This window comes from Paenarthrobacter sp. NPDC056912 (genome assembly GCF_042786555.1).
GTDB lineage: Bacteria > Actinomycetota > Actinomycetes > Actinomycetales > Micrococcaceae > Arthrobacter.
Genome location: NZ_JBHUCD010000009.1, coordinates 87,606 through 112,880, shown reverse-complemented (window position 1 = coordinate 112,880; position 25,275 = coordinate 87,606). Strand labels below are relative to the sequence as shown.

At 62.9% G+C, this 25,275-nt stretch carries 17 protein-coding genes; 5 read left to right on the top strand and 12 right to left on the bottom strand.

Features of this window, described 5'->3' with window-relative positions:
* Positions 1 to 1,629, top strand: a complete 1,629-nt coding sequence (locus ACFRJ9_RS11830) for a glucoamylase family protein (protein WP_377667867.1) — start codon at positions 1 to 3, stop codon at positions 1,627 to 1,629.
* Between the two features lie 97 nt (positions 1,630 to 1,726).
* On the opposite strand, the gene ACFRJ9_RS11825 is transcribed toward ACFRJ9_RS11830, so the two are convergent.
* The 3 genes from ACFRJ9_RS11825 to ACFRJ9_RS11815 all read right to left on the bottom strand — a co-directional run bounded on the left by ACFRJ9_RS11825 (position 1,727) and on the right by ACFRJ9_RS11815 (position 5,573).
* Entirely contained in the window at positions 1,727 to 3,817 is a 2,091-nt protein-coding gene (locus tag ACFRJ9_RS11825; RefSeq protein ID WP_377667865.1) for a PhoX family protein, read from the bottom strand.
* A gap of 76 nt (positions 3,818 to 3,893) precedes the next feature.
* Positions 3,894 to 4,913 carry an o-succinylbenzoate synthase gene (locus ACFRJ9_RS11820; RefSeq protein WP_377667862.1) on the bottom strand — a complete coding sequence of 340 codons (1,020 nt, stop codon included), beginning with the start codon at positions 4,911 to 4,913 and terminating at the stop codon, positions 3,894 to 3,896.
* Positions 4,914 to 4,973: 60 nt separating this feature from the next.
* Entirely contained in the window at positions 4,974 to 5,573 is a 600-nt protein-coding gene (locus tag ACFRJ9_RS11815) for a hypothetical protein (protein ID WP_377667861.1), read from the bottom strand.
* A 104-nt stretch (positions 5,574 to 5,677) separates the two neighbouring features.
* Here ACFRJ9_RS11815 and ACFRJ9_RS11810 point away from each other — a divergent pair, with 104 nt between their 5' ends.
* Together ACFRJ9_RS11810 and ACFRJ9_RS11805 are read left to right on the top strand one after the other, a co-directional pair.
* Positions 5,678 to 6,322 carry a DUF2510 domain-containing protein gene (locus ACFRJ9_RS11810; protein ID WP_377667859.1) on the top strand — a complete coding sequence of 215 codons (645 nt, stop codon included), beginning with the start codon at positions 5,678 to 5,680 and terminating at the stop codon, positions 6,320 to 6,322.
* A gap of 66 nt (positions 6,323 to 6,388) precedes the next feature.
* A complete protein-coding gene (locus tag ACFRJ9_RS11805; protein WP_377667856.1) occupies positions 6,389 to 7,438 on the top strand; it encodes a LacI family DNA-binding transcriptional regulator in 1,050 nt (349 codons plus the stop codon).
* A gap of 103 nt (positions 7,439 to 7,541) precedes the next feature.
* Here ACFRJ9_RS11805 and ACFRJ9_RS11800 read toward each other — a convergent pair whose 3' ends face one another.
* Genes ACFRJ9_RS11800 through ACFRJ9_RS11785 form a run of 4 tightly spaced genes read right to left on the bottom strand, consistent with a single transcriptional unit; the run spans position 7,542 to position 12,221 of the window.
* On the bottom strand, positions 7,542 to 8,933 hold the full coding sequence (locus tag ACFRJ9_RS11800) for a glycoside hydrolase family 32 protein (RefSeq protein WP_377667854.1): 1,392 nt from the start codon (positions 8,931 to 8,933) through the stop codon (positions 7,542 to 7,544).
* 29 nt (positions 8,934 to 8,962) lie between these two features.
* Positions 8,963 to 9,835, bottom strand: coding sequence for a carbohydrate ABC transporter permease (locus ACFRJ9_RS11795; protein ID WP_377667852.1), 873 nt, complete (start codon positions 9,833 to 9,835; stop codon positions 8,963 to 8,965).
* A gap of 8 nt (positions 9,836 to 9,843) precedes the next feature.
* Complete coding sequence (locus tag ACFRJ9_RS11790; protein WP_377667850.1) at positions 9,844 to 10,806, bottom strand: carbohydrate ABC transporter permease; 963 nt, start codon at positions 10,804 to 10,806, stop codon at positions 9,844 to 9,846.
* Positions 10,803 to 12,221, bottom strand: coding sequence for an ABC transporter substrate-binding protein (locus ACFRJ9_RS11785; protein WP_377667846.1), 1,419 nt, complete (start codon positions 12,219 to 12,221; stop codon positions 10,803 to 10,805). The genes ACFRJ9_RS11790 and ACFRJ9_RS11785 overlap by 4 nt, the downstream gene beginning before the upstream one ends.
* Before the next feature lie 154 nt (positions 12,222 to 12,375).
* On the opposite strand from ACFRJ9_RS11785, the gene ACFRJ9_RS11780 reads away from it, so the two are divergent.
* Complete coding sequence (locus ACFRJ9_RS11780) at positions 12,376 to 13,287, top strand: phosphatase PAP2 family protein (RefSeq protein WP_377667844.1); 912 nt, start codon at positions 12,376 to 12,378, stop codon at positions 13,285 to 13,287.
* 587 nt (positions 13,288 to 13,874) lie between these two features.
* Positions 13,875 to 15,239 (top strand): acyltransferase, encoded by a 1,365-nt coding sequence (locus ACFRJ9_RS11775; RefSeq protein WP_377667842.1) that lies wholly within the window; start codon positions 13,875 to 13,877, stop codon positions 15,237 to 15,239.
* A 91-nt stretch (positions 15,240 to 15,330) separates the two neighbouring features.
* Here the strand turns inward: ACFRJ9_RS11775 and ACFRJ9_RS11770 are convergent, their stop codons facing one another.
* From ACFRJ9_RS11770 to ACFRJ9_RS11750, 5 genes are all read right to left on the bottom strand, one after another.
* Complete coding sequence (locus tag ACFRJ9_RS11770) at positions 15,331 to 18,162, bottom strand: S8 family serine peptidase (protein ID WP_377667840.1); 2,832 nt, start codon at positions 18,160 to 18,162, stop codon at positions 15,331 to 15,333.
* Between the two features lie 194 nt (positions 18,163 to 18,356).
* Positions 18,357 to 21,173, bottom strand: coding sequence for a S8 family serine peptidase (locus ACFRJ9_RS11765; protein ID WP_377667839.1), 2,817 nt, complete (start codon positions 21,171 to 21,173; stop codon positions 18,357 to 18,359).
* 168 nt (positions 21,174 to 21,341) lie between these two features.
* Positions 21,342 to 22,265 carry a hypothetical protein gene (locus ACFRJ9_RS11760; protein ID WP_377667836.1) on the bottom strand — a complete coding sequence of 308 codons (924 nt, stop codon included), beginning with the start codon at positions 22,263 to 22,265 and terminating at the stop codon, positions 21,342 to 21,344.
* 60 nt (positions 22,266 to 22,325) lie between these two features.
* The gene (locus ACFRJ9_RS11755; protein WP_377667833.1) at positions 22,326 to 23,543 is read right to left on the bottom strand and encodes an MFS transporter; all 1,218 of its coding nucleotides are present in this window, start codon (positions 23,541 to 23,543) and stop codon (positions 22,326 to 22,328) included.
* 103 nt (positions 23,544 to 23,646) lie between these two features.
* Complete coding sequence (locus tag ACFRJ9_RS11750; protein ID WP_377667830.1) at positions 23,647 to 25,263, bottom strand: cell wall anchor protein; 1,617 nt, start codon at positions 25,261 to 25,263, stop codon at positions 23,647 to 23,649.
* Positions 25,264 to 25,275 lie beyond the last annotated feature (12 nt).

Here is a 25,275-nt window from a genome sequence, read left to right as displayed (position 1 = left end):
ATGAACCAGCACCTCGCGCAAACACCTGGAATCTCCGTTGCCACGCGTCGCCAGCTCTTGGCCGGCGTCGCGGCAGTTGCCGCCACCGGACTCACGGCCGCCACGGCGCACCCCGGCTTCGCCACCGCAACAGCAGTTCCGGCGTCGAGCGACTCGTCCAAGGCGCGCAACAAGGGCGGGATCGACCACAAAGTCATCAACCGGTGGGCGGAGGACACCTGGAAATCTTTGGTAGCAATGACGGATCCGCGAACGGGTTTGCCGGCCGACTACATCGGCGATTCCATCACCCAACCCAAGCGCAGCGGATTTACGTCCCCCACCAACATCGGCGGCTACCTGTGGAGCACTGTGGTGGCCCGGGAGCTCCACCTCATTAGTGCAAAGGAATGCCGGGACCGGCTGACCCAGACTCTCACCACGTTGTCACGCCTGAAGCACCACGAGCCCAGCGGCATGCTCTACAACTGGTACGACGAGGCCACCGGAGAGGTCATCACCATCTGGCCCGAGAACGGCAATGTGGTCCAGCCGTTCCTCTCCAGCGTGGACAACGGCTGGTTCGCGGCCGCGCTCATGGTAGTCCGCAATGCCGAGCCGAAGGTCGCTGCCTTGGCGAACAGCATCCTCAAAAGGATGGACTTCGGCATCTTTTACAACAAGGACGCCCGGCCAGGCGTTGCCGCGGGCCTCCTGCGCGGGGGCTTCTACGACGTCAAACCAACTGTCGGTACGGTTCAAGGCAACTACCTCGGCAAGGGACCAGACGTCTACTACACACTCAACCACTACGACGTCACCAATTCTGAACCTCGGATCGCCACGTACATCGGTATTGCTTTGGGTCAGATTCCTGCGGCCCACTACTTCGCCACCATGCGGGTATTCCCGGACACCTGTGACTGGTCCTGGCAAGAGCAGCAACCTGTCGGCAAACACCGGACCTACCAAGGGATCGATGTGTTTGAGGGTGCCTACACGTACCGTGGCATGCGGATCGTTCCGAGCTGGGGCGGGGATATGTTCGAGTCACTGATGCCGGATCTGTTCGTCCCGGAGGCCAGTTGGGCGCCGAAAGCCTGGGGCATTAACCACCCACTCACCGTCCGAGCTCAGCGCGAGTTCGGCCTGGAGGACGCAAAGTACGGGTACTGGGGATTCTCACCGGCCAGCCACCCGAACGGCGGCTACTCCGAGTGGGGCGTTGACGCACTCGGCATGAGCAGCGACGGTTACCCGTCCGATGTCGAACGGACCAGCGTTGACAAGGGATTTGGGGAATGCCGCCCGGCGGCCAACCCCACGCCGATGTGGGGCGACGGAGTGGTGACACCGCACGCGTCGTTCCTGGCCATGGAGTACGAACCCCGCGAAGCCTACGACAACCTGGTGAATATCGAGCGGAAACTCGGCGCATACGGCGACGGCGGCTTCTACGACGCGGTTGCCGTCAAATCCGGCACCATCGCCAAGCGGTACCTATCGCTCGACCAAGCCATGGTCCTCGGTGCAATAGGCAACGTCTTTGGAGACAACGTGATCCGCCGCAACTTCGTGCGCGGGGAAGTCGAAAAGACCATCAAGCCGCTGATCGCTGTTGAAGAATTCGGCGCCGGGCTGATCGACTGATCGATACAGACGACGGCGAACGCTCTCTCACCTACACCGTTCGCGGCGGGTCAGGTGAGAGAGCGTTGGCGGTTAAGTGCGCGTATGTGAGAGAGGGTTACTTGCGGAAGACCTGCACGATGGACGGCCGAGGGGCCCGTGCCGCACCCGCGGTGGGGGTGGCTCCGGCAGCGACGTAGTCCGGGAAGAAGGAGTGCTGGTCCGCGAACGTGCCTTCCTCGCCCGGGTGCTGCACTGCGACAAAAACGGTGCGTTCGTCGTCGTGAATCACCGGCCCGCAGGTTTCAGCGTCGCGGGGCACTGCAAGGAATTGCTCCACCTTGCCGCGCTGCGGGCCGTCCAGGGTGACCTTGAACAGGCCGTCGGCGTAGCCAATGGTTGACGGTGCGCCGTCGGTGGAGATCCACAGGTTTCCCACTGAGTCGAAGGCCACGTTGTCCGGGCAGGAAATCGGCGAGACCTTGTCTGCGGGGAAGCCGGAGAAGTACGTCGAAGTGTTCTTGGCAGGATCCCCAGCCACCAGCAGGAGCGTCCAGTTGAATTGTGTTCCCGTCTGGTCCCTGCCTTCGGTGATCTCCACGATGTGTCCGTCACGGTTCAGCGCACGCGGGTTGACCTCGGTGGCACCTTCCTTGCCGGGCTTGCCGCGGTCCGAGTTGTTGGTGCAGGCCACATAGACCTTGCCGGTGAGCGGATTCGGCTGGACATCCTCGCAGCGGTCCATCTTGGTGGGGCCAACCTTGTCCGCGGCCAGGCGTGTGTAGACAAGGACCTCAGGCACGGACATGCCGGGCACCTTGGACTTTCCGTCTACAACCAAGGGCAGCCATTCGCCCTTGCCGTCGAAGGAGCCGTCGGCGGGTACCTTGCCCGTGCCATCGATCTCGGCCACCGGCGAATCCCCCGTGAACTTGGCAACGTAGAGGTCGCCTTCAGAGAGGAGAGCCATGTTGTTGCGCCGCGCTGAGGCGGAGTCACCGGCCTTGTACTTTCCCTTGGAGACAAACTTGTAGAGGTAGTCGAAGCGCTCGTCGTCGCCCATGTAGGCCACTACCCGGCCATCCCGGGCAACGATGACGTTGGCGCCCTCGTGCTTGAAGCGACCCATCGCAGAGTGCTTCTTCGGAGTGGAGGTGGGATCGAAGGGGTCGACTTCCACGATCCAGCCGAAGCGGTTGGTCTCGTTGGCGTACCCGGAGTTGCGGGTATCGAAGCGTTGCTCGTCGAGTTCCCACTGACGCGTTGTGGCCTTCGCGGCAAGACCATAGCGCTTGTCGGCGTCGCTGGTGCCGGGTGTGGCGAAGTAGCCGTTGAAGTTCTCTTCACCGGAGAGGATGGTGCCCCACGGGGTGGTGCCGCCGGAGCAGTTACCCAGGGTTCCCTTGATCCAGCGACCTGCGGGGTCGTCGATGGTCTTGACCAGGTTGGTTCCAACCGCGGGACCCGTCAGTTCGTAGACCGTGTCCGTGAGGAAGCGGCGGTTGAGCGGTGCGCCCTTGACGTAGCTCCAGGGCTTGTTCTTGTTCTTGCGCTCAAGTTCCACCACTGCGAGGCCATGCCCGGCACGGCCGATTGCACGTGCCTCGGCGGCGTCGAAGCCAGCCGGCAGCATGATGTTCTCGTTGGTGTATTCGTGGTTGGTGAACAACACGGCACGTCGGTCCTTGGCGCCGGGGACAGGCAGGATGTCCGTGTAGTCGTTGTTGTAACCGAACTGCCGTGCTTGCGCTGCGGCCGTCTGCGCGTTGAGGTCGAACGCCGGTGAGTCCGCGAACAGGGGGTCGCCCCAGCGGATGATCGGCTTCCAGTCGAATCCTTCCGGCACAGTGAAGGCGTCCACCGCAGCGTCCACGGGCTTTATGGCAGTGAACTTGAGCTTGGACTTGTCGAAGCCCTTCTTCGCGGCGTCCGACAAGCCGTTGCCGGCATCAGCCACGGCAGTTTCCGTACCCGTCACCGCTCCACCAAGAACGACGGCGAGCGCACCGGCGGCACCCAGACCCAGGGCGGCGCGGCGGGACATCGCTGTGGAGGCGATATCGCGGAAGTAGCCGTTGGAACTGGTGTTGCAGACGTCGCCAGCGCAGGCGTTATCGCACTTCAGGGCACAGGTGACGGCGCTGCGCTTGCCTTTGGTGTGGCCGAGCATGGGCAGCAGCGGGAACGTGCGTCCGGTGGTTTCAGACATGGGGGGACCTTCCAGAGTGTGTACGAGGTTCCCGCTGAGCCTTTCAGCGGAATCCGAATCTGAGAGGTCGCTCTGGTTAAGACCCGGTGAACAAACCGTGCTGGTTCGAGGCCAGGACGGAATGCACCCGGCGGAGGCGGTCCAACCACCAATCGCGGCGTTCCCCCGTTGCCGCGTATTCCTCCAGCAGCCCCGGATCGGGAACGGCTTGGCGCAGGCTGATTGCGCCGTCGTCGGCCACAAGCGGGTCCAGTGTGACGTCTGAGGCGAAGAGCGAAACAGTACCCAGACCGCAGGCGTAGGGCAGCGAAGGAAGGGCGGCTGCGAGCGCGAGTCCGGCACGGATACCTACGGAGGTATCGAGTGCGGAGCTGACGACGGCGGGCAGGCCGGCTTGGGCAACGATGTCCAGGGCCCGCCGGACTCCCCCGAGCGGAGCGACCTTGACCACGATGAGATCTGCGGCGCCGGCCCTTGCCACGCGAAGGGGGTCCTCTTCTTTCCGCACACTCTCATCGGCCGCGATCAGGACCGGGGTTCCGGCGGCGGCGAGCCGGCGGCGGACCTCAGCCAGGCCGTCGATGGTTGGAACAGGCTGCTCGGCGTATTCCAGCCCCGAGGTGTGGAGCCTGCCGAGCGCCTCCACTGCTTGGTTGACGTCCCATCCCCCGTTGGCATCTACCCGTAGTGCGGCGTCAGGGAGGACATCACGCACGGCGGATACACGAGCGACATCCTGGTCAAGGCCTTGGCCGCGCTCGGCAACCTTTATTTTGACGGCGTCTACCCTCCCGAATTGCGCCAGCACGTCCGGGACACGTTTGGCTGGGACTGCTGGGACCGTTGCGTTCACTGGGATCTTGTCCCGAAGCGCCGCAGGGAAGCCGACCCATCCCGCTTCAACGGCTGCCGCCAGCCACCGGGAGGACTCGTGATCGTCGTACTCCGGGAAGGGACAGAACTCACCCCAGCCCAGCGGTCCCCGTAGGAGCAGTGTTTCGCGCACCATGATGCCGCGGAACTTGACGCGCATGGGCAGCGAAACTACGTAGGCGGAATCCAGAAGTTCATCGAGTGAGGGAAGGCTGGCAGGCATATTGCCACTGTACCGGCGGCTTATCGGGCCCATGGCAGCCAAATCCGGCTATGTGGAGAACTACTCCGACCAGTAGGTCCGAATGTTCCCCAAGGCATCTCCGAGCCGCTCGCCTGATACAACCAGCGAGCTCTCTGGCATGCCGAGCGCCTCCCATTGAGCGACGAGCCGGGTGTCGGCTTCTACCGGCAAAGGCCACAACCAGTACCGGGCGGAGGACTGCACCATGTGGTCGTTGCCGCTGCCGCCACCGCCTCCGAGCACCGCAAGGACGGGCCCCGTGACGTCTTCGAACATGGCGGGATCGGGGTGGGATGCGATTGCTTTGCGCCCGTCCGGATAGGCAACTCCCACCATGAGACCGTTGTCTCCGGCCATGCGGGACGCGGGGTGGTTGAACCCTTGGTCCATGACGTCCCGCCATTCCCGGTCCGATTCGTCGCCCCGCCGAAGGGTCCAAACCAGGTCCAGCAGGCATCCCGTGGAGTAGACCTCCACCAGTTTCAGTGCCAGCACCGCGTTGGGACTGCTGTAAAGGAAACCGCCGATGTGCACTACGCCGGGCAGTTCATCCGACGGCGGACCGGACCATCCGGGCCGGACCGGCTGCGGTTGGCGGGGCCGCGGGAGCGGCTCGGGAACGTCGTCGAAGAAGTTCATGTTCCATCCTTACACCGCCACAGCAGCTAAGGGGAGGGTCACCTGGCAACCGAGAGGCCGCAACCGCGCTATCCTCTGAATCACGACTCAATTGTGGGGGAAATATGACACAAGCATTGCCCGGTTCGACGCCGCCTCCCGGCTGGTATCCGGACCCTTCGGATCCGCGCTTGGTGCGTTGGTGGGACGGCGTTGCGTGGACAGCGCACCAGGGGCCACCTTCGGTCCAGTACCACGGGCAGTACCAGCCCTACCAAATGGTGATGCCACGTACGTTGATCAGTGCCCAGACGCCGGTGTACAACCCTTTCATTTGGGCCATCGTCCTGATGGCGCTGCTCGGCGTCGTTTTCCTGTTTGCCTGGCACCCGGAATTCCGGACCATTACTACGCGGCAGGGCGTTACCACCATCGATCCCCTGTCGATCTACACACCGATGTACTTCCTGGTTCAGATCTCCAGCTTCGTGGTCTATGGCCTGACAGTATTGTTCGCGTTCCTGGATCGACAACGGCTGCTGAGGTCCGGCGTCGTGCGTCCCTTCCACTGGGCCTGGGCGTTCCTCGGCGCAACCGTTTACACAATCGGACGCTCGGTGATAGTGCGAAAGGTGGCTCTGAACCGAGGGCTGTGGCCCATATGGGTGCTCATTGCCGTCTTCGTCCTCAACATCGTGGTGGCAGGCATCTGGACATCCAACCTGATGCAGTCCATGTACTCCCAGTTCGGATATTCGGTCTCAACCTAGCCCACGGCAAAACCTCACACGCGTTAGGTAGACTGCAGACAACGAACCACGGAAGGACTCCCGCCCATGAACCGCAAGGCCACAGCACTGGACGTCGCCAAGAGGGCGGGGGTTTCCAGGAGCGCGGTCTCGCTGGTGCTTAACGGCCGCGGAGACGGCAATGTGGCCAAGGAGAGCCAGGATCGGATCCGCCTCGCTGCCCAGGAGCTCAACTACTCGCCCAATGCGATCGCGCTCAGCCTCCGTAACCAGCGATCCCGGATCATCGGCATCCTTTCAGACGAGGTTGTGGTGAGCCCTTTTGACGGCAACATCATCGGAGGTGCCGACGACGTCGCCCGCAGCCGCGGTTTTGTCACCGTGGTCATGGACACCGAACGTGACACCGCCAGGGATGCGAGCGCCATCGAGACTCTCCTGGACCGACAGGTCGACGGGCTCATGTACGTGACCGTAGGCCTGAAACCCTTCGAGGTGCCACAGGGGATGCTGCGGGTCCCGTCTATCCTGGCCAATTGCTACGACGAGCACCCCGAGCCACAGCTCCATCACGTCATCCCGGACGAGGTCAAGGGGGGCCGGGAAGCCACCGAGCACTTGCTGCAACTCGGTCACGAGGACATCGCCCTGCTGGCCGGCGCGGCCGAATCGCCCGCCGCTCCCCTGCGCGTTCAGGGGTACCGCGAGGCGCACGTGGCCGCTGGCTTCGAAGCCCGGGAAGACAGGATCTTCATGGCCGGTTGGGACATCGATGCTGGTTTCCACGGCGCGATGAAACTGCTCGATGACGTGTCCCCGGCCAACCGGCCCACAGCCATCATGTGCGCGAACGACCGCCTGGCCATCGGCGTAGCCCTCGCTGCCGGGCGCCTGGGCCTAAGCATCCCCGCGGACCTCTCCGTGATGGGCTACGACGACGAAACCCGCATCGCAGACACCATGGTCCCCGCGCTCACCACCATGGCGCTGCCGTTGCGGGAGATCGGCCGCGCCGCCATGACCACTTTGCTGGACAGCATCGAGGGGAACACCGCGGAGGCAGAGACCACCGTCGAGACGATGGTCCCCTGCCGCCTTGTGGTCCGCGAATCAACCGGCCCCGCGCCCACCCGTTAGGCCTTTGACGTGATGAACCCGCTATTCCGTCGCTGCCCGGCAACGGAATAGCGGGTTCTCAACGTTCGAAGCCAGCATTTACAGCACGACGCCGGCCTGCCGCCTAAGCGGGACGGGTCAACTCCCACACGTCGGCAGTTGCGCCAGCGGGCACAGTGAGCTGCCATTCCTCCCCCGGAGCCGGGTAGGCCCGGAGCGTCGTGGCCACTGCACCGGAACGGTAGACCTCCACCAGCGAGGCATCCAGGAAGATCCGGAGTTCCTCGCCGGCAGCCAACGGGCCCGAGTAGACCACCTGTGCCTCGGCCCCGGATCCGAGCACCAGCTCCACGGGATCGGAACCAACGCCACCACCAACCAGCACCTCGGCGAACCCCGGCAGAACTACGGCCCCTGTCGCACCCGCAGCGATCATTGGGCCCCGGTACGCATCCACCTCCGGCGCGGGAGAGACGGCCAGCGCTCCGTCAACCACCGACAAAACGCGAGGGTGGGTCAGCACACCTGCCCACCCGGCGTCGTCGATTTTCGCCTGGGTGCGACCACGGCGGCCGTCGCGTCCGGGACCTTCGTTGGCCCAGCCCCACAAGAGCGCCGCAGGCGAAGAATCCGGCGAGGTTCCTGAAGAAAGCTGCACGATCTGCGGGGCGTAGAAATCGCGGCCGAGGTCCGACTTCCCGCCGGACTGAGGCGTGAAGACGGGCAGGCCTGTTGCGGGATCCTCGGTCAGGGAACCAACCAGGTGCCCCACACCGTTGATGTGCTCGTGCTGGTCTTCGGTGAGCCAGAGCGAGAACATCATGACCCACGCATCGGAGGAATCAGACGGAACCTGCACCAACTGCGGGCACTCCCAAATCTCGGCCGGCGTATGGACCGCGGCCACGGGATCAGCCGTGGTCAGCCAGATCCCTTGGTACTTCCAGTCGTTCATGTCCTCCACTGTGTAGAGCAGCAATGCAGCGCGTCCGTCAGCCAGACCAGCGCCCTGCATGGCATATCGAGCACCGTTGAAACGGAAGATAAAGGGGTCGCGCACGGCCGTCACGAAAGGGTCGTCCGGCATGGAAGCGGCAACGTGTCCGTCCTGTGCCCATGTCACCAAATCACCGGAACCGCGGGCGATGACCACCTGCGAGTGCCCACCGTGATCGCGAACACCGGAGTAGGCGGCGGTCGGCACACCACCATCGGAGGTCACCACACCAGTCCAGCAGCCAGCGGAGTCGGGCCCGCCCGGCTGGGGCGAAAGCGCGACGGGGTGCTCTTCCCAGCGGACCAGGTCCGGGGAGCTTACGTGCCCCCATTGGATCTGGCTGTGCCGGGCAGAATCCGGGTTGTATTGGAAGAACACGTGGTACCGGCCGTTGATGTAGCTGATGCCGTTGGGATCGTTGATCCAGCCCTGTGCCGGACGCGGATGAAAGCGCGGGAACGCGGGGTCCGGGTGCGTCGAAGCAGACAGCAGGGAGTCAACAAGTGCGAGGTCCGTCATAAGGAACCCTTTCAAAGAGAAGAGAGAAATTACTTGCCCGTGCCGGCGGTGAGTCCGTCCTGCAGCGCACGCTGGCCGAACATGAACACCACCAGCGCGGGAATCATGGAGAGCACCACGCCGGCGAGCACCACGGAAATGCTTCCCGTGCCAAGGTTGCCTTGAAGCGAGACCAAGCCCAGGGGCAGGGTGAAGTTCTGCTCCGAGATGGTCATGATGAGCGGCCTGAAGAACTCGTTCCAGTGGAAGTTGAACGCCAGGATGCCCACGATCGCCAGGCCCGGCATGGCCAGCGGCGCGTACACGGAGCGGAAGGTCCGCCACGGCGAGGCGCCGTCGATCGCTGCCGCTTCAGCGAGCTCACCCGGCAACCCCATGAAGTACTGGCGCATCAGGAAGGTGCCGAACGCCGTCGGGATGGCCGGAAGGATCAGGGCCAGCAGGGTGTCCGAGAGACCGACGCCGCGGATCAGCATGAAGACGGGAACGATCGTGACCTGCGCGGGCACCATCATGGTGGCCAGCACGATCGAGAACAGGGCCCCGCGCCCGCGGAACTTCAAGTTGGCGAAGGCGTACCCCGCCAATGCCGCGGTGAGCATCTGCCCCACGGCAATCAGGCCGGTCACCAAGGCACTGTTCACCACCAGCGCCACGATGTCGAGCTGCTTGAACACTTGGGTGTAGGACGCAAGGTCCGGGTTCAGCGGCAGGAAAGAGGGCGGCAGCTTGAACGATTCCGACGGCGGCCGCAGCGACGTGGACAGCGTCCACAACACCGGACCCAGGACGAAGACGGAGGCGATCAGCAGGAGGACGATGCGAATGGCCACTGACCAGTCCCGCTTCTTCCGCGTGACTGCAGGCGCCGTGGTTTCAACACGTTCTGAAATGATGGTCATGGCGGGCCTTACTGGTAGAAGACGAATCGTTTGCTGAGCCGGAACTGCGCGGCCGTGATGGCCATGATGATGAGCGTCAGGATCACGCCGATCGCCGAGGCCTGACCGAATTCGAGGCGCTGGAACGCGGACTCGAAGATGACCATGACGGCTGTGCGGGTCGAGTCGCCGGGTCCGCCGCGGGTCAGGACATAGGGCTGGTCGAACACTTGCAGCGCGTTGATGATGGCCATGACCGAGGCCACCAATGTGGTGGGGCTCAGCAGCGGCAAGGTGACGTAGAAGTGCTTGCGCCAACCCGTGGCACCGTCGATCGACGCGGCCTCGTACGTCTCCACCGGAATCGAGGCGAGCCCGCCAATGAACAGCAGGAACGAGAACCCGAAGTTCTGCCACACGTAGACAAGAATCACGACGGCGGCCGAACCACCTGGCGTCGTCAGCCAAGGGACAGCAGGGATGCCAACAAGGGACAGCAGCCAGTTCACCACGCCGAATTGCTCGTTGAAGAGGTAGCGCATGAAGATCGATACCGATGCCGCGGACAGGATCAGCGGGAAGAAGAACGCGGAGCGGAAGAACACCCGGAGCCACGCCGGGAGCTTCTCCTGGACCATGATCGCCAGGCCCAGCGCCAATCCGAGCTGCAGCGCAACGGCCACCACCACGAAGACGATGGTGTTGACGAAGGACACCCGGACGGTGGGGTCCTGGACTACCTCGGCGAAGTTATCGAAGCCAACGAACGTCGGCGCCGAGATGATGTCCCAGCGGAAGAAGGCGAGCGCGATCGACGCCACAATCGGCAACAGCGTGAAGATGCCCATGCCCGCGATGGTGGGTGCCAGGAACACCCACGGCAGCCAGCGTTGCTGCACTCGGCCACGCTTGCTCGCCGGGCCGGTCTTATGGGCTGGCTTGCGGCCCGGCTCGTTGCCCGTCCCGGTGGAGGTACTGGTTGCGGTGCTCATGGCTGCCTCCTGAGGGCCAGTTCAAGATCGCGCTGCATCGAGTTGAGGGCCTCTTTGAGTTGGCGCTCGTCGCCGCTGACAGCCAGGGATACGTTTTTCATGAGGGCGGTCTCGACGGCGGCCTGCTGGGGCGGTGCCGGAATGGGACCTGTGGTGGGGAACTTGTCCAAGGTGTCGTAGAAGACCTTCCAGTTCCGTGGACCGGTTCCCGCGTACAGCTGCTCGTTCACCATGGAGCGGCGGGCAGGGGTGGTGTTCGGTGTGGGGAACACGATCTGCATGGCTTCAAGGCTGGAGCTGAACTTCACCCATTCCCAGGCGGCGTCCTTGTCCTTGGCAGTCTTCATGATCGCGTAGCCGGCGGTGCCGAACTGGTGCCGCTGGGTCCGCCACTTGGGGAAGAACTGGACATCGAAGTCGTTTTCCGTCATCCCCGCCTCGTGGAGGCCTTGCACCCAATAGCCGCCCGCCGGCGTCGTACCGATCCTGTTGGAGGCGAAGAGGCCGATCAGCGAGTTGCCGCCGCCCTCCTCCGGCCGCACACCGAGGCCGTCTTTCACGAGTCCGCGGAGGTAGTCGAAGGATTCGAAGACCCGGGGATCGTCGGCGTTGGGTTCGAGCCACTGGTAGCCGCCTGAGCGGAGGCTGCGTGTGGGGTCGTTGGCGTAGAAGCCGTCCCACAGCCATTCGCCGCCCGGGGACTTTGTTTCCTTGAGGAAGCTGGTGTCGTTGGCGTAGAGCCACGGCACCACTCCACCGAACAGGCGGTTGGTCCAGTAGTAGGGCGTGAAGTCCTGCGGTTTGGCCTTCTTCATGGCAGCGAGAGTGCTGCGGAAGTCCGTGTGCGTCCAGTTGTCGTCCGGACGTTCCAGGCCGGCTTGCCGGAGCGATGCGGTGTTGTAGTACATGTTGGCCGCGTTCCAGTCGATGGGGAGCTGGAACAGACTGCCCTTGTACATGAACGCTTCCACCAGACTGGGGTGGACGTCCTGGAAGTACTCCTGCATGTCCGCGGCGTCGCGGCGCAGGTACTCGTCCAGAGGATGTGCCAGTTTCTCCGCGAAGAGCTGTGCACCTTCCGTGGCCACGTAGACGACGTCCGGCGGGGTGCCGGCTGCCACCATGGTGAGGATCTTGGTGAAGAAGTCCTTCCAGTCCGCAGCTTGGATCGCCTGGACTTTGACCTTGATTCCCGGCTGGACTTTCGCGAAGGCGTCGATGACCTTCTGGCGGGCTGCGGCGTCTGCGGCGGTGCCCATGATGGCGATGCTGAGGCTGTTGTCTCCGCGGCCCGGAATGTCGGCCCCGGTCAAGCGCGGCCACGACGCCGCGGTTACTCCAACAATCCCGGCACCGAGGGCTGTGAGGGCGCTTCTGCGTGTGAATTGACGCAAAGCCCCATTCGTTCCCGGCATGTAGATTTCCTTCCCTAACACGTGTTAGGAAGCCTAAACCCGTCACCTAACACGTGTCAAGCGTCACAGGAATGTTGCATGCGTCTCACATTCGCCCTCCGCGGGACGCGTGCCCCACATGAGCCACTCAGCGAACTGTGGCAGTCTAGAGAGAATGAGTTCCCAGCAATTCCGCGTGAGCGGGAGGTCGAGCAAACGGCCACGTCAAGGGCGCGTCGCAGGTACAGGCACGGGCTTCCTCTTTTGCCTTGCCACCATCGCCAGCATCGTCGGCCTGGCCGCGACGTACTACTTCTTCGTGCGCACCACCGCGGGTCAGTTCATTGACGAATCCGCACTGGTGGAGGCCACAGTGCTGGGAGGAACAGCTGGCAGGGCATCCACCGAGTTCCTGGATATGCTGCCCATGCTTTCCTTGGCCATCGCCGCCATCATGGTGCTCTTCGTGACTGTCGCCCGCCGCCGCTGGACCGCCGCCGGAATCGCCGTAGTTGCCTGCATCGCCGCCAACCTGGCCACCCAGGTTCTCAAATTCCTCATCCCGGACCGGCCGGATCGCGGCGTGCAGACCCTGGAACTGAACTCACTCCCCTCCGGGCACACAACACTGGCTGCCTCCGCCGCAGCCGCGGTGTTCCTGATGGTTTCTCCGCGCTGGCGTCCACTCGCCGGCTTCCTGGGCAGCAGTTTCGCCGTAGCAACCGGCGTCTCCACGCTGATCAACCAATGGCATCGTCCCGCCGACGTCGTCGCAGCTTTCCTCGTGGTGGGCGCCATCATGCTCCCGGCCGGATGGCTCATCCTCCGCACGGGCAGCAGCTGGAACGTCTGGAAGGGATACGGCGAGCATTGGGCCGCCTCCCGCCTATGGGTCTGGCTAACCGTTGCGGCCTTGGTCATTGCGGTTGCCGTGGCCGCCTACTCGCTGCTCCAGGTCATGCCTGGATTGAGCACCGACAGCACCATCGACTACTTCTGGGCAGGAACAGCCTTCATCGTGATCGCCGGTTATCTTTCCGCCCTCGGGGGCACCTGGCTCTTCGGCCTGGCCGCCCGACGGCACTAGCCCCCGTTCACGACACAAAACCGCTCGACGGCGGCGCACCCCTTCGCGCCCCGCGCACCAGCAGTTACGGGTGCGGTCGGCGCAAACGGGTGCGGCGCTAACGGGTGACGCCCGGCGCACCACACGTTCGACGGCGGCGCACCCCTTCGCGCCACGCGCACCACACGTTCGACGACGGCGCACCCCATCGCGCCCCGCGCACCACACGTTCGACGACGGCGCACCCCATCGCGCCACGCGCACCAGCGATTACGGGCGCGGACGGCGCAAACGGGTGCGGCCTAACGGGTGACCGCCGGCGCACCACACGTTCGACGACGGCGCACCCCATCGCGCCCCGCGCACCACACGTTCGACGACGGCGCACCCCATCGCGCCACGCGCACCACACGTTCGACGACGGCGCACCCCATCGCGCCACGCGCACCAGCGGTTACGGGTGCGGTCGGCGCAAACGGGTGCGGCGTTACAACGTGACCGCCGGCGCACCGCAATCCCCGGATAGCCCTCCCCATGGCATCTTGGGAATCCTTGCCCTACGATTAATCCATTCGTTGGAATAATCGTTCAAGGTCCTAGGAGTCACCATGTCTTCCACGCCTACCCCGAGCCTGCGGCGCCGCTCCGGCACTGCGCCCGCTCCCGCAGGCATCTCCGCGTCCCGTGACTTGGTGGTTGATTTCATTCGCGTAGCCTGCATGTTTGCCGTGGTGGCTGTGCACCTGCTCATGATGGGCATCAGCGTGGACCGGTCCGGGATTGGTGTAGGCAATCCGTTGACGTCCCTGAGCTGGTTCGCTCAAGGCACCTGGTTCGGACAGGTCATGCCGCTCTTCTTTGTGGTGGGCGGCTTTGCTTCGCTCACCTCATGGCGGAGCCTCCAGCGCAGGGGCGGAGACGCCGGCGACTACCTCCGCAACCGCGTCCTGCGCTTGGTCCGTCCCACCGTTGCCTTGTATGCGTTCCTCACCGTGGCGCTGTGGAGTGCGACGGCGGCGGGCGTCCCAGGTGATTTGCTCACCGTTATCGCTGCCGGCGCCGGAGTTCAGCTGTGGTTCCTGGCCGCGTATTTGATCTGCCAGGCCATGGTGCCCACCATGGCGAAATTCCACGAGTTGGCACCCTACAGGACCGTCGCCGCGCTGGCGGCGGGCGCCGTCGTCGTCGATGTCCTTCGCCTGGGCTTGGAGCACAATCCCTGGGGCTTCGACTCGAATCCAGTCGGACTGCTGAACATGGTGTTCGTGTGGGGGCTGCTGCAGCAGCTGGGGTTCTTCTACGCAGACGGCTTTTTTGACAGGTTTGCAGGCTGGAAGCTGGTTCTCGCTGCCGGTGCCTGCTACCTGGCTATGGTTCCGTTGACGGACGCAGGCCCCTACCCCGTGGATATGCTGACCAGCCAGAACCCGCCCATGTTCCCGTTGATCCTGGTGGGCTTGGCCCACGTGCTGCTGGTCAAGGCTGCCTATCCTTTCCTGCAGAGGTGCGTACAGCTGGGCTGGGTCCAGAAGGTGATGTTCGTGGTCGGCAGCCGTTCGATGACTATCTACCTTTGGCACTTGCCGCTGATCATCGCCATGTTCGGGATCGCCCTGGTACTCGGGCTTCCGTTCCCTGAACCGGCGAGCACGCAGTGGTGGTTGAGCCGGCCGGTCTTCTACGTGGCGGCCTGGGCGCTGGTGCTGCTGGTCTCCATGCCGCTGGTCCGGTTGGAACTCGCCGGCACCGCGCTGGCGCAGGGTGCTTCACGACCCGCGATGTGGCGTATCGCTGCGGGGACCATCCTGGCCGTCATTCCGCCCTTCGTGGTGATGAGGACGGCGTTGGATGCCACCAATGCGACGTGGGGGCTGGTGCTGTTGGTAATCGCCGTGGCCTTGGTGACCGGCAAAGTTCCGGACCGGACGTGGAAGACGCCCCGGTTAATCGCAAAGGGGTCCGTGGCTTCCTGACGTTCATTGAAAACGAACGGCCGCCGAACAACCTCATGAGGTTGTTGGGCGGCCGTTGTTAGTTCAAAAAGAGTCGTGATGCCTCGCGCCCCTACGGCATGCGGTAGAGGAAAGCTGCCATGGCGTCACGGTTGATGGGTGAGAGTGGTTGGTAGATCCGGTCCGTGTCAGAGATCATCCAGCCTGATGAAATGCCCTTCTCGGCCATCCATGCCATCTCTTTGTAGAACTGCTGCTGCGGGTCAACGTCCCGGAATGGCGACGTTACCGGAGCCACGTAATCAGGCTTGTTCGCCAGACGGTACAGGAAGGCAGCCATGGCGTCACGGTTTATCGGCGTCAGCGGCCGGTACGTCCGTGAGCTATCAGATTCTGTCCATCCAGACGAGATGCCGGTCTCAGCCAGCCAGGACATCTCCTTGTAGAACTGCTGGGTGGTGAGCACATCCTTGAACGGCGACTGGGACGGCGGCGTGTAGTCGGGTGAGCCCGCCATACGGTAGAGGAAGGCGGCCATGGCATCACGGTTGATCGGCGTCAGGGGACGGTAGGTGACCGACTTGTCTGCCTCGATCCAACCCGTTGAGATCTTCCGGTCTGCCAACCAGGACATCTCCGTGTAGAACTGCTGGCTAGTCAGCACATCCTTGAACGGGGACACCGTGGGGGCGGTGAAGTCCGGACCCTTGCTGCTGAAGTAGGCAGACCATTGAGTGGTTGCAGCGTTGAGCAGTGCATACCCGTCCTTGGCTTGTGCGGTTACCTTAACCTGTCCGCGGGCGCGGTGGGTTCCGGCGTCGACGGTTTTGCCGTCAACCTGATAGTCCACGGTCTCTGACTCAGGAACTGTGTACGTATCATCAGCCATGTACGGAGCCTCGGTGAAGACCACGGACTCAGGGGAGACGGCTTTGTCTGCGGGAACTACAGCCGGTGTTGGCTTGCTCAGCATTTGCAAAAGGAAATATGGGGTCTTCATGCCGATCAACTCGGCCGTGATGGTCTTGCCCACGTCCTCGCTGGTCACCGTGTAGCTGGGGAGGCTCGAGAGGTGGTGGCCCGTGGTACCTGGGTCGTTACGCGTCCATGCATACATGAATTCCACTGGCGCAGGTTCCCAGGAACCCGGGTCAATGGTCAGGGTGCTCCCCACATAAGCCGAGCCGACAATAACGGGAACGCTGCCCGTCAGGGTTCCTTGCCCAACTTGCGCGGTAGGTTCAGAAGTCGCAGAGACCGCCGGAACGTACTTCTTGGTAGCCGTGACAGTCACCGTCATGGCAGCTTGGTGGTCATCCGCCACCAGGGTGTAGCTGGAGTCGGTTGCTCCGGCAACTGGAACGCCCCATCGGTTCCACTGGTAGGTCCACTCTGCAGACTCGACGTTGTTCCACGTCCCGTTATCAACGGTCAGTGTCTTGCCGACGGCGGCCTCACCGGTGATCGTCGGCGTGCCCGCAACAATCGGAGCCGCGTCAGCTGCGAGCTGCTTCAGGGTGGCGTTGGCATCCACCAGGCCTGCGCCGCAGCCGCCTGTGCAGCTTGCCAGGGCCCGTGCGTTGGACTTGAGGCGCTGTTCCACGTCGGCTGGAGTCAGAGCGGGAAGTTTGGACAGCATCATCGCAGCCACGGCTGCAACGTGCGGTGCGGCCATCGAGGTACCCGACTTGAGGTAGTAGTCCTCGGTGGTTGCAGTGTCCGCGCCGTTGTTGAGTGTGGAGACGATTCCGTCAACGGCGTTCTTGGTCATGTCTCCACCGGGAGCGGTGACGTCTACATTCTCACCAGAGTTGGAGTAGTAGGCCTTGCTGTTGTCCTTCGTGCTGGCACCAACAGTGATGACATTGCTGCAGTTCGCAGGGCTGATGAGGGAAGCGTCGATGTTCTCATTGCCGGCCGCGACCACAACCACTGCGCCTTGGCCGCGAGCGAAGTTCACGGCGTTCTGGTACGTAGCGGAGCACGCGGCGCGTCCACCTACACTGAGGTTGATCACGCGGGCCGGGTTGGCGTTGGCCGGGACGCCCGTCACGGTTCCGCCGGCTGCCCACCTGATGCCATCTGCGATGTCCGAGGTGTAGCCACCGCAAGTACCGAGGGCCCGGATTGGCACTATCTTGGCCTTGGGAGCCACACCGGCTACACCTTTTCCATTGCCCGCCACAGCAGCGATGATTCCTGCCACGTGCGTGCCGTGCCATGAGGAGCGTGCACCCGCTTTACCCGCAGCGCACTGGCCGTCGTAGGTGGCGTCGCCTTCGTCGCGGGGGTTGGGATCGCGGAGATCGCCATCGCGGGACGTCGCAAGGTCGTTGATCATGTCGTAGCCCGGCAGGACGTTGGCATCCAGATCCGTGTGCCCAAGGATGCCACTGTCAACAACGGCAACGACGCTTCCTTCGCCTTGGCTCACGTCCCAGGCGCCCAGGACATTGATGCCGCCGGCCCCGCTGCCAAGGCCCCATTGAAGGCTGTAGTAGGTGTCGTTGGGAGCAACAGCCAGCGGCTGCATGATAGCGTCCGGCTCGGCGTATTCGACGCTCGGATCAGCGGCCAACGTGGCAACCAAGGCGGTAGCTTGGTCCGCGCCGAGCTTCCTGTCTGTTTTGACCACTTCTTCGCCGGCAGCCGTGGTCCGGACAATTTCAACCGGAACACCAATAGCCTCAGCGGCCTCGCTGAAGGATTTTTGGGGATCTACCGCCTGGATTCCCGCCCGGTCCTTGAACTTCACAATGAACTGATCGGTGGGAGTCGCTACCGTATTCGTGGACACCGGCAAAGGCGCAGCACTCGGAGTTGGCGGCGCCGGAACATTGTCCACTGCCGCTGCAGGGAGGGCAGGCAAAGCTGCTCCCACCATTGCCATGACACTCAAAAGGATCAAACGAGAACCCATAACGGATCGCCGCTGCTTACGCATATACAGTCGCCCTCTGCTAAAACGCCCCCCAAAAGAGCGCTGAAAAGTGGCCGCGAAGCGCAGCCAGATTGAGTCTAGCCAGAGAGTTGAGGTTCCTGCGAATTGCCTGTGAGTCGCGCTTTCGGTGCAGCAACGCGAAGGGCCGGTCGCAGAAAAACTCTGCAACCGGCCCCGGTTGATATTGCTTGTTCGCGCTACGGCATGCGGTATAGGAAGGCGGCCATGGCATCACGGTTGATGGGAGCGAACGGACGGTACGTGTACGATCCGTTGGCTTCCAACCAGCCCTTTGAGATCTGCTGTTCGTACATCCAGGCCATCTCGTAGTAGAACTGCTGGCGCGTGTCTACATCCTGAAAAGGCGATGACTCGCGGAAGGGATAGCTGGGCGACCCGGCAAGCCGGTAAAGGAACGCAGCCATGGCGTCCCGATTAATTGGAGTCATGGGCCGGTACGTCTTTGATCCGTCGGACTCGGTCCAGCCTGAGGAGATACCCGTTTGAGCCAACCATGCCATCTCTTTGTAAAATTGCTGCGCCGATGAGACATCTTTGAAAGGCGACTTTGCGGGCGGCGTGAATTCCGGCGACCCGGCCATACGGTATAGGAATGCCGCCATCGCGTCGCGGTTGATGGGTGTCAGTGGTCGGTAAGTAACGGACTTGTCCGCTTCCACCCAGCCAGTGGAGATCTTCCGGTCTGCCAGCCAGGACATTTCCTTGTAGAACTGTTGGCTGGTCAGGACGTCCTTAAACGGCGATTTGGAGGGCGGAGTGAAATCGGGGCCTTTGGTGCTGAAAGACGTAGCCCACTCGGTTGTCGAACCATCCAGAATCAAGAAACCTGGCTTCGCCCTCGCCCAAATTTTGATTGACCCCCTGGATACGTGGGATCCCGGTATGACAGTGCCGCCAGTCCACAGGAGATATTCGACCCCTGCCGCCGCTGGGACGGTGTAAGTGTCTCCAGCCATATAGGGGCCGTCATTGAACACTACGGGAGCGGGGGTGACTACCTTGTTCGCAGGGTAAACCACTACGTGGATGTGCTCGGTGGTACGGACAAGAGTCTGATACTTGGGCTTGGTTCCAGTGACGGCCACCGTAAGCACTTTGCCTTCATCGGCTTTGACAGGTGTGTACGAAACCTTGGTTGCATTGGGAATCAGGGTGCCGGAACGGCTCCATTGATACGTAAGATCTACGGGCGCGGGACCCCACTCCCCTGGATCTACCGTCACCGTACTGCCTACGTAAGCTTGCCCCTTGATGGAGGGATAGTCTCCTCCCAAACTGGCAAGCGGGATGGGTAGTGTTGGCGCTGACGTCACAGCAACCGATGGGGTGTTCGCCTTAGTCCCCGTCACGGTAACGGTAATAGTGGCGCCCACGTCATCAACCGTCAAGTAATACCAAAGGCCTGTCGCATCCGGGATCGCAACCCCGTTGCGGTTCCACTGATAAGCAAGGTCAACGCGGAACTTGGGACTCCAGTTCTCCATGTTCACGTAGAGGGAAGAGCCGACCATTTGGTAATCGCCGCCGATCCTCGGCGTCGCCGGAATAATCGGGGCATCGGTCAGGGACACATCCAAGACGACGGCCGCCGCATCCAACAGCCCTGCGCCGCAGCCCGAAGAGCAAGAGTACATAGGCTTCGCTGTTGCCTTCAGTCGCTCTTCCACTTCATCAGGAGTGATGGAGGGACGGTTAGCGAACATCAAGGCCGCGGTTGCAGCAACATGCGGTGCCGCCATGGAAGTACCTTGCATGAGGTAGTAGCCCTCAGTTGTTGGGCTATCCAAGCCATTGTTTGACGTGGAGAGCACTCCCTCAAGCGGGGCATTCCTCATGTCGCCACCTGGCGCCGAAATGTCGATAACGGAGCCGAAGTTTGAGTAGTAGGCCTTGGCCTCGCCCTGCGTACTTGCTCCTACGGCAATGACGCCACGGCAGTTCGCTGGGCTGATTTGAGTCGCATCGATCCCCTCATTGCCTGAAGCGACAACAACAGCTGCCCCGCGACCACGGGCCGCGTCAATCGCCTTCTGATAAGTGGTTGAGCAGGCGGCTCGTCCGCCTAGGCTCAGATTAATGACCTTGGCGGGATTCGCGTTTGCGGGAACACCGGCCACGGCACCTCCCGCAGCCCAAATCACAGCGTCCGCAATGTCAGAAGAGTATCCGCCACAAACGCCCAAAGCCCTCACAGGAACAACCTTGGCTTTCGGAGCCACGCCGGCTACGCCCTTCGCGTTGCCGGCCACCGCTGCGATAGTGCCCGCGACGTGGGTTCCATGCCACGACGAGGTCTCGGCTGGTTTTCCAACACCGCACTGGCCAGCCGCGCTTGCGTCGCCTTTGTCCTGCGGGTTCGGGTCCCGGCCATTGCCATCGCGGGCGTCAGCTGCGTCGCTGATCATGTCGTAGCCCGGCAGAATGTTGGCATCCAAGTCGGAATGGGCAACGATCCCCGTATCAACCACGGCCACAACGCTTCCTTGGCCGCGGCTGATGTCCCAGGCCTCCAAGACACCGATGGCGCGATGCGGCCACTGTACGTCGTAGTACGAATCGTTGGGCGGGGCAGCAAACGGCCGCATGATCGTGTCTGGCTCGACGTACTCCACGCCAGGGTCCGCAGCCAGGGCAGTAACAAGCTCGCCGGCCTCTTCAGCCCCGAGTTTCCGGTCGGTCTTTAGTACCTCTTCGCCGGAAGCTGTAGTGCGCACGCTTTCCACCGGCACGCCGGCAACACTCGCAGCCTGGTCAAAAGTGGATTGCCGGTCCGCCGATTGAATACCGGCCCGCTCCTTGAACTTCACAATGAACTGGTCGGTGGGAACGTCGGCTGAATCCGTTGGCATGGCACGAGCTGCAGCACTCGGTGCCGGCGGTGCGGGTACGTCATCTGCCGCAGCCGGAAGCGCCGGCAGGCCAGCTCCAACTATCGCGATAACGCCCACAAGGAATACTCGAGAGCGCACGCTGGCTCTCCGTCGGTTCTGCATAGACAGCGCCCTCTGCTAAAACGCCCCCAAGAGCGCGGAAAATGGCCGCGAGTCTACGGCCAGCATGAGTTTAGCCAGACTTTGGAGTTTCCTGCGAATTTCCTGAGAGCCGGGAGCTGCTGGCTCGGAAATGCACCCTATTACGGTTGGAAAGGGCGCCGTTCAGCTTCAGCCAGCCGAAGCCGGTGCCGTTTCCGTCACCCGGCGCTTCACATCCTGGCGGGTCGTCTGCGCTTGAAAACCGCTCGCCGCGAGTCCTGCCGGCCAATCACCATGGCAAATCGCCAGCTGTTCGAAGCACTCGCGCAATAGCTCTTTGGGCGGCGGGGTATGTCCGTCACCAGTATCCGGTCCCCATCGATCCATCACCATGTAGAGGTTCTCGGAGTCTCCCACCGCATCGATGAAGGGCAGTTGGTGGTTCTGAATGTGGAACCAGTCCTTGGCGTTCTGGACCAAAGCCACCGTGTGGCCAAAACCAGCGGAGTACGCGGGCACCAAATCATGGGCAACACTGGCCGGCAGCTCGGCCATCTCTTTCCCTGGCATTTCCCACGCGTACGTCATGTAGCGTTCAACGGCACCCGGGTAGAACCTGGAAATCGAGGTCTGGGGATTAACGGCAAACGCGAGGGACGTCGGGAAGAATCTCGACAATGCAAGGCTGGCATATCCGCCTGCAGAGCTTCCAAAGAAGATGACGTTATAGCCGCTGGTCGACCTGACGATGCGCCGGATAACATCTGTCAGCGTCTCCTGCAGGTCCGGTTGCTCCTTGGACCCTGCGTACCAGCCAATATTAAACTCCGTCGATTTACGAAGGCTGGGATCAGAGATGAAGATGCGGTTGACGGGTAGCCCGGCAGTTACGCCCTGCCCCAGGAACCACGGCAGTCGGACGTCCTTTTCGGCGGCTCCGTGGAAACAGACCAGGGTGGTGTCCGAGTCCGCCGGAACATTCAGAATCTCCAGAGGCAAGCCTTCGTGCTGAATTTCAATCAACCCTGCAGGGACCTCATCAGCAGACAAGAACCTCCGCAGATCGGCGAACGTGGATGACTGTGGTGTTTCAGCAGCTTGGTTTTCTAGCACCACGGTAGTCTAGCCGCGGCTCGGCCTGAGCCTCGAACCGTGTCAGGCTGCTTAGTGCAGTCAGTAGTTACGCCGGTGCTTCAGCCGCGGAATTGCGACGGCGAACACCACTGCCGCTGCGAAGCCCAGTACGCCAGTGGCCCAGATACCCGCGGACAGCGAAATCGCAGCCGTCAGTCCGGACAGCAGCACTGGCCCGCCTGTGGCCCCGGAATCAGCGATGAAGCGCCAGATGCCGAGGAAGTGGCTCCTCCCGTTGTCCGGTGAGAAGTCGGCCCCCAGCGTCATGATGAGCCCTGAGCTGATGCCGTTTCCAAAGCCAATCAGCAACGCGACCAGCAGCAAGGGGACGAATCCGGCCGTGAACGGAATGAGGATCAAGGCCGTCCCCATGATCACGGTCGAGGGTATCGCCACCCATTGCCGGCCCTTCCGGTCCATGAGCTTCCCGGCCGGGTAGAACACCAGCATGTCGATCGCACCGGACAAACCGAAGAGCAAGGAAGCGTGCGTAGCATCGAGGCCCAGGTTGTCCGCCCACAACGGAATGACCACCTGACGGGATGCACGCAGGGCGCTCAGGAGCATGATCCCGAACCCGACGGTCAGGAAGACTCCGGCGTGGGATACGGCAACGCTCTTCAGCGTCGACGCCGGAGGGCGTGTGCCGCCGTCGGACGTTTCCGGGGCGACCAAATCCGGGATGGTGAGAGACAGGGCGGCCGCTGCCATCATGCCCACGAACCCAACCCAGTACGCCCCGCTGATTCCGGCAAACTGCATGACGCCGGCGCCGATAAACGGCCCGATGAAGATACCGATCCTCGTAACACCGCCCAGTGTGGACAGGGCACGTGCCCTGAACATGACCGGAACAGCTTCGGTGAGGAACTTCTGGCGGGCAAGGTTGAACACGCTGGCCGACATGCCCACGAGAGTCATGGAGGCAGCCAACAGCCAGATTCCGTGCTCCATCTGCGGCGCGAACGCAGACGCCCCGAGGGCAATCGCACCGGCGGCGCCGGCGCCAACGATCGCCCATCGTTCGCCGAACTTCATGGTGATGATGGAAGCCGGGATGTTGAAGAGCCAGGAACCCACGCCGATCAACGTCACGATCAAAGCCGATACCGCCACGGAAGCACCGAGGTCACGCGCCGAGAGCGCAATGACCGGCAGCACCGCCCCTTCGCCGATACAGAACAGCAACGCGGGCCCGAAGGCCGGTAAAGCGACGCTGCGAAGGCTGAAGTTTTTGTCCGTTTGGGTGCTGGTCATCCCTTTCATCCTATGACCGCAACCCCGATCGGCCCGCAGTTGTTGCGGTTCCGGCGACCGAAACCGCAACAACTGCTTGTGGGACTTGGTTACTGCATAGCCGTCACCGGCGGTTGGTGGCTGCCTTGCGGCGTCCCGCTGCGGCCAGAACCAGCCCCATAAGGAACATGGCACCTGCCCAGAGAACGAACCTGCCGTTCAGTCCGGTGCTGGCCAGGGCGGCGGAGCTTCCGACGGCGGCCGGGGCTCCTCCGGTCAGCGCACCTTGGGCGGCGCCAGCGGCTGCTGCGGTGCCCGTTCGGGTGTTGGTGCCAGTAGTTGTGATGCCCGTGACGGGAGCGTTATTGGTAGTCGCTCCGCCAGCATCAAGTCCGCCGCCAGTCGGCGGGTTCACAACCGGCGGGTTCACAACCGGAGGATTCACAACCGGAGGATTCACCACGGGCGGGTTCACAACCGGAGGATTCACCACGGGCGGGTTCACCACCGGAGGATTCACCACCGGCGGATTCACCGTGCCAACAGATTCGCCGCCGATGCCAACAGACGTTGATCCGACGGTTACAGGAGCCGTAACGGGGATGACCAGCTGCGTTCCGGAGAGTATTCCGTCGCTGCCGGAAGTGCTGCTACCGGGCGTCGTACCGGTGCCAACAGGTCCTCCGGTGGCGCCGCTGTTCGTGGCCGAGGAGTCACCCAGCAGACCAGCAGACGTGGAACCAACACTGATGGGCACCGCAATCGGAGCAACCACCTGCGTACCGGAAGCAATACCGTCCGAACCACTAGTGGAGCCCCCTGAAGAACTTCCGGGAGCAGTCCCATTGGAAGCCGATCCCCCGTTCGTGGCCGAGGAGTCACCCAGCACACCAGCAGACGTGGAACCAACACTGATGGGCGCCGCAATCGGAGCGACCACCTGCGTACCGGAAGCAATACCGTCCGAACCACTAGTGGTAGCACCCGATGCCGGGGCTGCAGGAACAGCGCCGGTATTTGCGGGTGCGCCGGACGTGGCCGTTGAATCCCCAGCCACACCCGCGGCAGTGGCTCCGATGTTAACAGGGACAAAAATCGGAGCCACTACCTGAGCGCCGGACGCGATACTCTCTCCCCCCGACGTTGTTGCCTGCGCAGGCGCTGGTGCTGCCGCTGGCGCAGGAGTTGATGCTGCTGGAGCTGTGTTGACGGCCGATGAGTCCCCCAATAGACCCGCCGACGTCGATCCCACAGTGACGGGTACCGTCACCGGGGCAACCAGTTGGGTTCCAGAAGCGATGCCGTCGGACCCACTGGTGCCGGCTGCCGGCGTCGAGCTTGTTTGTGCTGCCGGGGCGGCGGACGAGGCTGGGCCCGTCGCAGTGGAACCCCCCAGCAGACCCACTGACGACGAGCCCAGGTTTATGGGCACCGTAACCGGCGCGACTACTTGCGTGCCTGATCCGATGCTGTTGGAACCGTTGGTGCTGGCAGCCGGCGAAGCTCCGGCGGGTGAGGCAGGAGCCGGAGTTGAAGTGCTTGCTGCCGAATCGCCCAAGAGTCCCAGAGACGTTGCGCCAAGGCTGACCGGCGCGGTCACGGGTGCCACCACTTGCGAGCCGGAAAGGAGTCCGTCCTTTCCGCTGGTGGAATCTGCGGCGCTGGCCGCAGTCGCGCTGAGGACGATAATGCCCCCGGCAAAGCATGTGCCGATTAAGCACTTGCGAATGGTCGTGTTCATTGTGATCTTCTC

Coding starts and splice junctions, on each gene's coding strand:
- ACFRJ9_RS11830 (WP_377667867.1), top strand. CDS start 1: ATGAACCAGCACCTCGCGCAAACACCTGGAATCTCCGTTGCCACGCGT.
- ACFRJ9_RS11825 (WP_377667865.1), bottom strand. CDS start 3,817: ATGTCTGAAACCACCGGACGCACGTTCCCGCTGCTGCCCATGCTCGGC.
- ACFRJ9_RS11820 (WP_377667862.1), bottom strand. CDS start 4,913: ATGCCTGCCAGCCTTCCCTCACTCGATGAACTTCTGGATTCCGCCTAC.
- ACFRJ9_RS11815 (WP_377667861.1), bottom strand. CDS start 5,573: ATGAACTTCTTCGACGACGTTCCCGAGCCGCTCCCGCGGCCCCGCCAA.
- ACFRJ9_RS11810 (WP_377667859.1), top strand. CDS start 5,678: ATGACACAAGCATTGCCCGGTTCGACGCCGCCTCCCGGCTGGTATCCG.
- ACFRJ9_RS11805 (WP_377667856.1), top strand. CDS start 6,389: ATGAACCGCAAGGCCACAGCACTGGACGTCGCCAAGAGGGCGGGGGTT.
- ACFRJ9_RS11800 (WP_377667854.1), bottom strand. CDS start 8,933: ATGACGGACCTCGCACTTGTTGACTCCCTGCTGTCTGCTTCGACGCAC.
- ACFRJ9_RS11795 (WP_377667852.1), bottom strand. CDS start 9,835: ATGACCATCATTTCAGAACGTGTTGAAACCACGGCGCCTGCAGTCACG.
- ACFRJ9_RS11790 (WP_377667850.1), bottom strand. CDS start 10,806: ATGAGCACCGCAACCAGTACCTCCACCGGGACGGGCAACGAGCCGGGC.
- ACFRJ9_RS11785 (WP_377667846.1), bottom strand. CDS start 12,221: ATGCCGGGAACGAATGGGGCTTTGCGTCAATTCACACGCAGAAGCGCC.
- ACFRJ9_RS11780 (WP_377667844.1), top strand. CDS start 12,376: ATGAGTTCCCAGCAATTCCGCGTGAGCGGGAGGTCGAGCAAACGGCCA.
- ACFRJ9_RS11775 (WP_377667842.1), top strand. CDS start 13,875: ATGTCTTCCACGCCTACCCCGAGCCTGCGGCGCCGCTCCGGCACTGCG.
- ACFRJ9_RS11770 (WP_377667840.1), bottom strand. CDS start 18,162: ATGCGTAAGCAGCGGCGATCCGTTATGGGTTCTCGTTTGATCCTTTTG.
- ACFRJ9_RS11765 (WP_377667839.1), bottom strand. CDS start 21,173: ATGCAGAACCGACGGAGAGCCAGCGTGCGCTCTCGAGTATTCCTTGTG.
- ACFRJ9_RS11755 (WP_377667833.1), bottom strand. CDS start 23,543: ATGACCAGCACCCAAACGGACAAAAACTTCAGCCTTCGCAGCGTCGCT.
- ACFRJ9_RS11750 (WP_377667830.1), bottom strand. CDS start 25,263: ATGAACACGACCATTCGCAAGTGCTTAATCGGCACATGCTTTGCCGGG.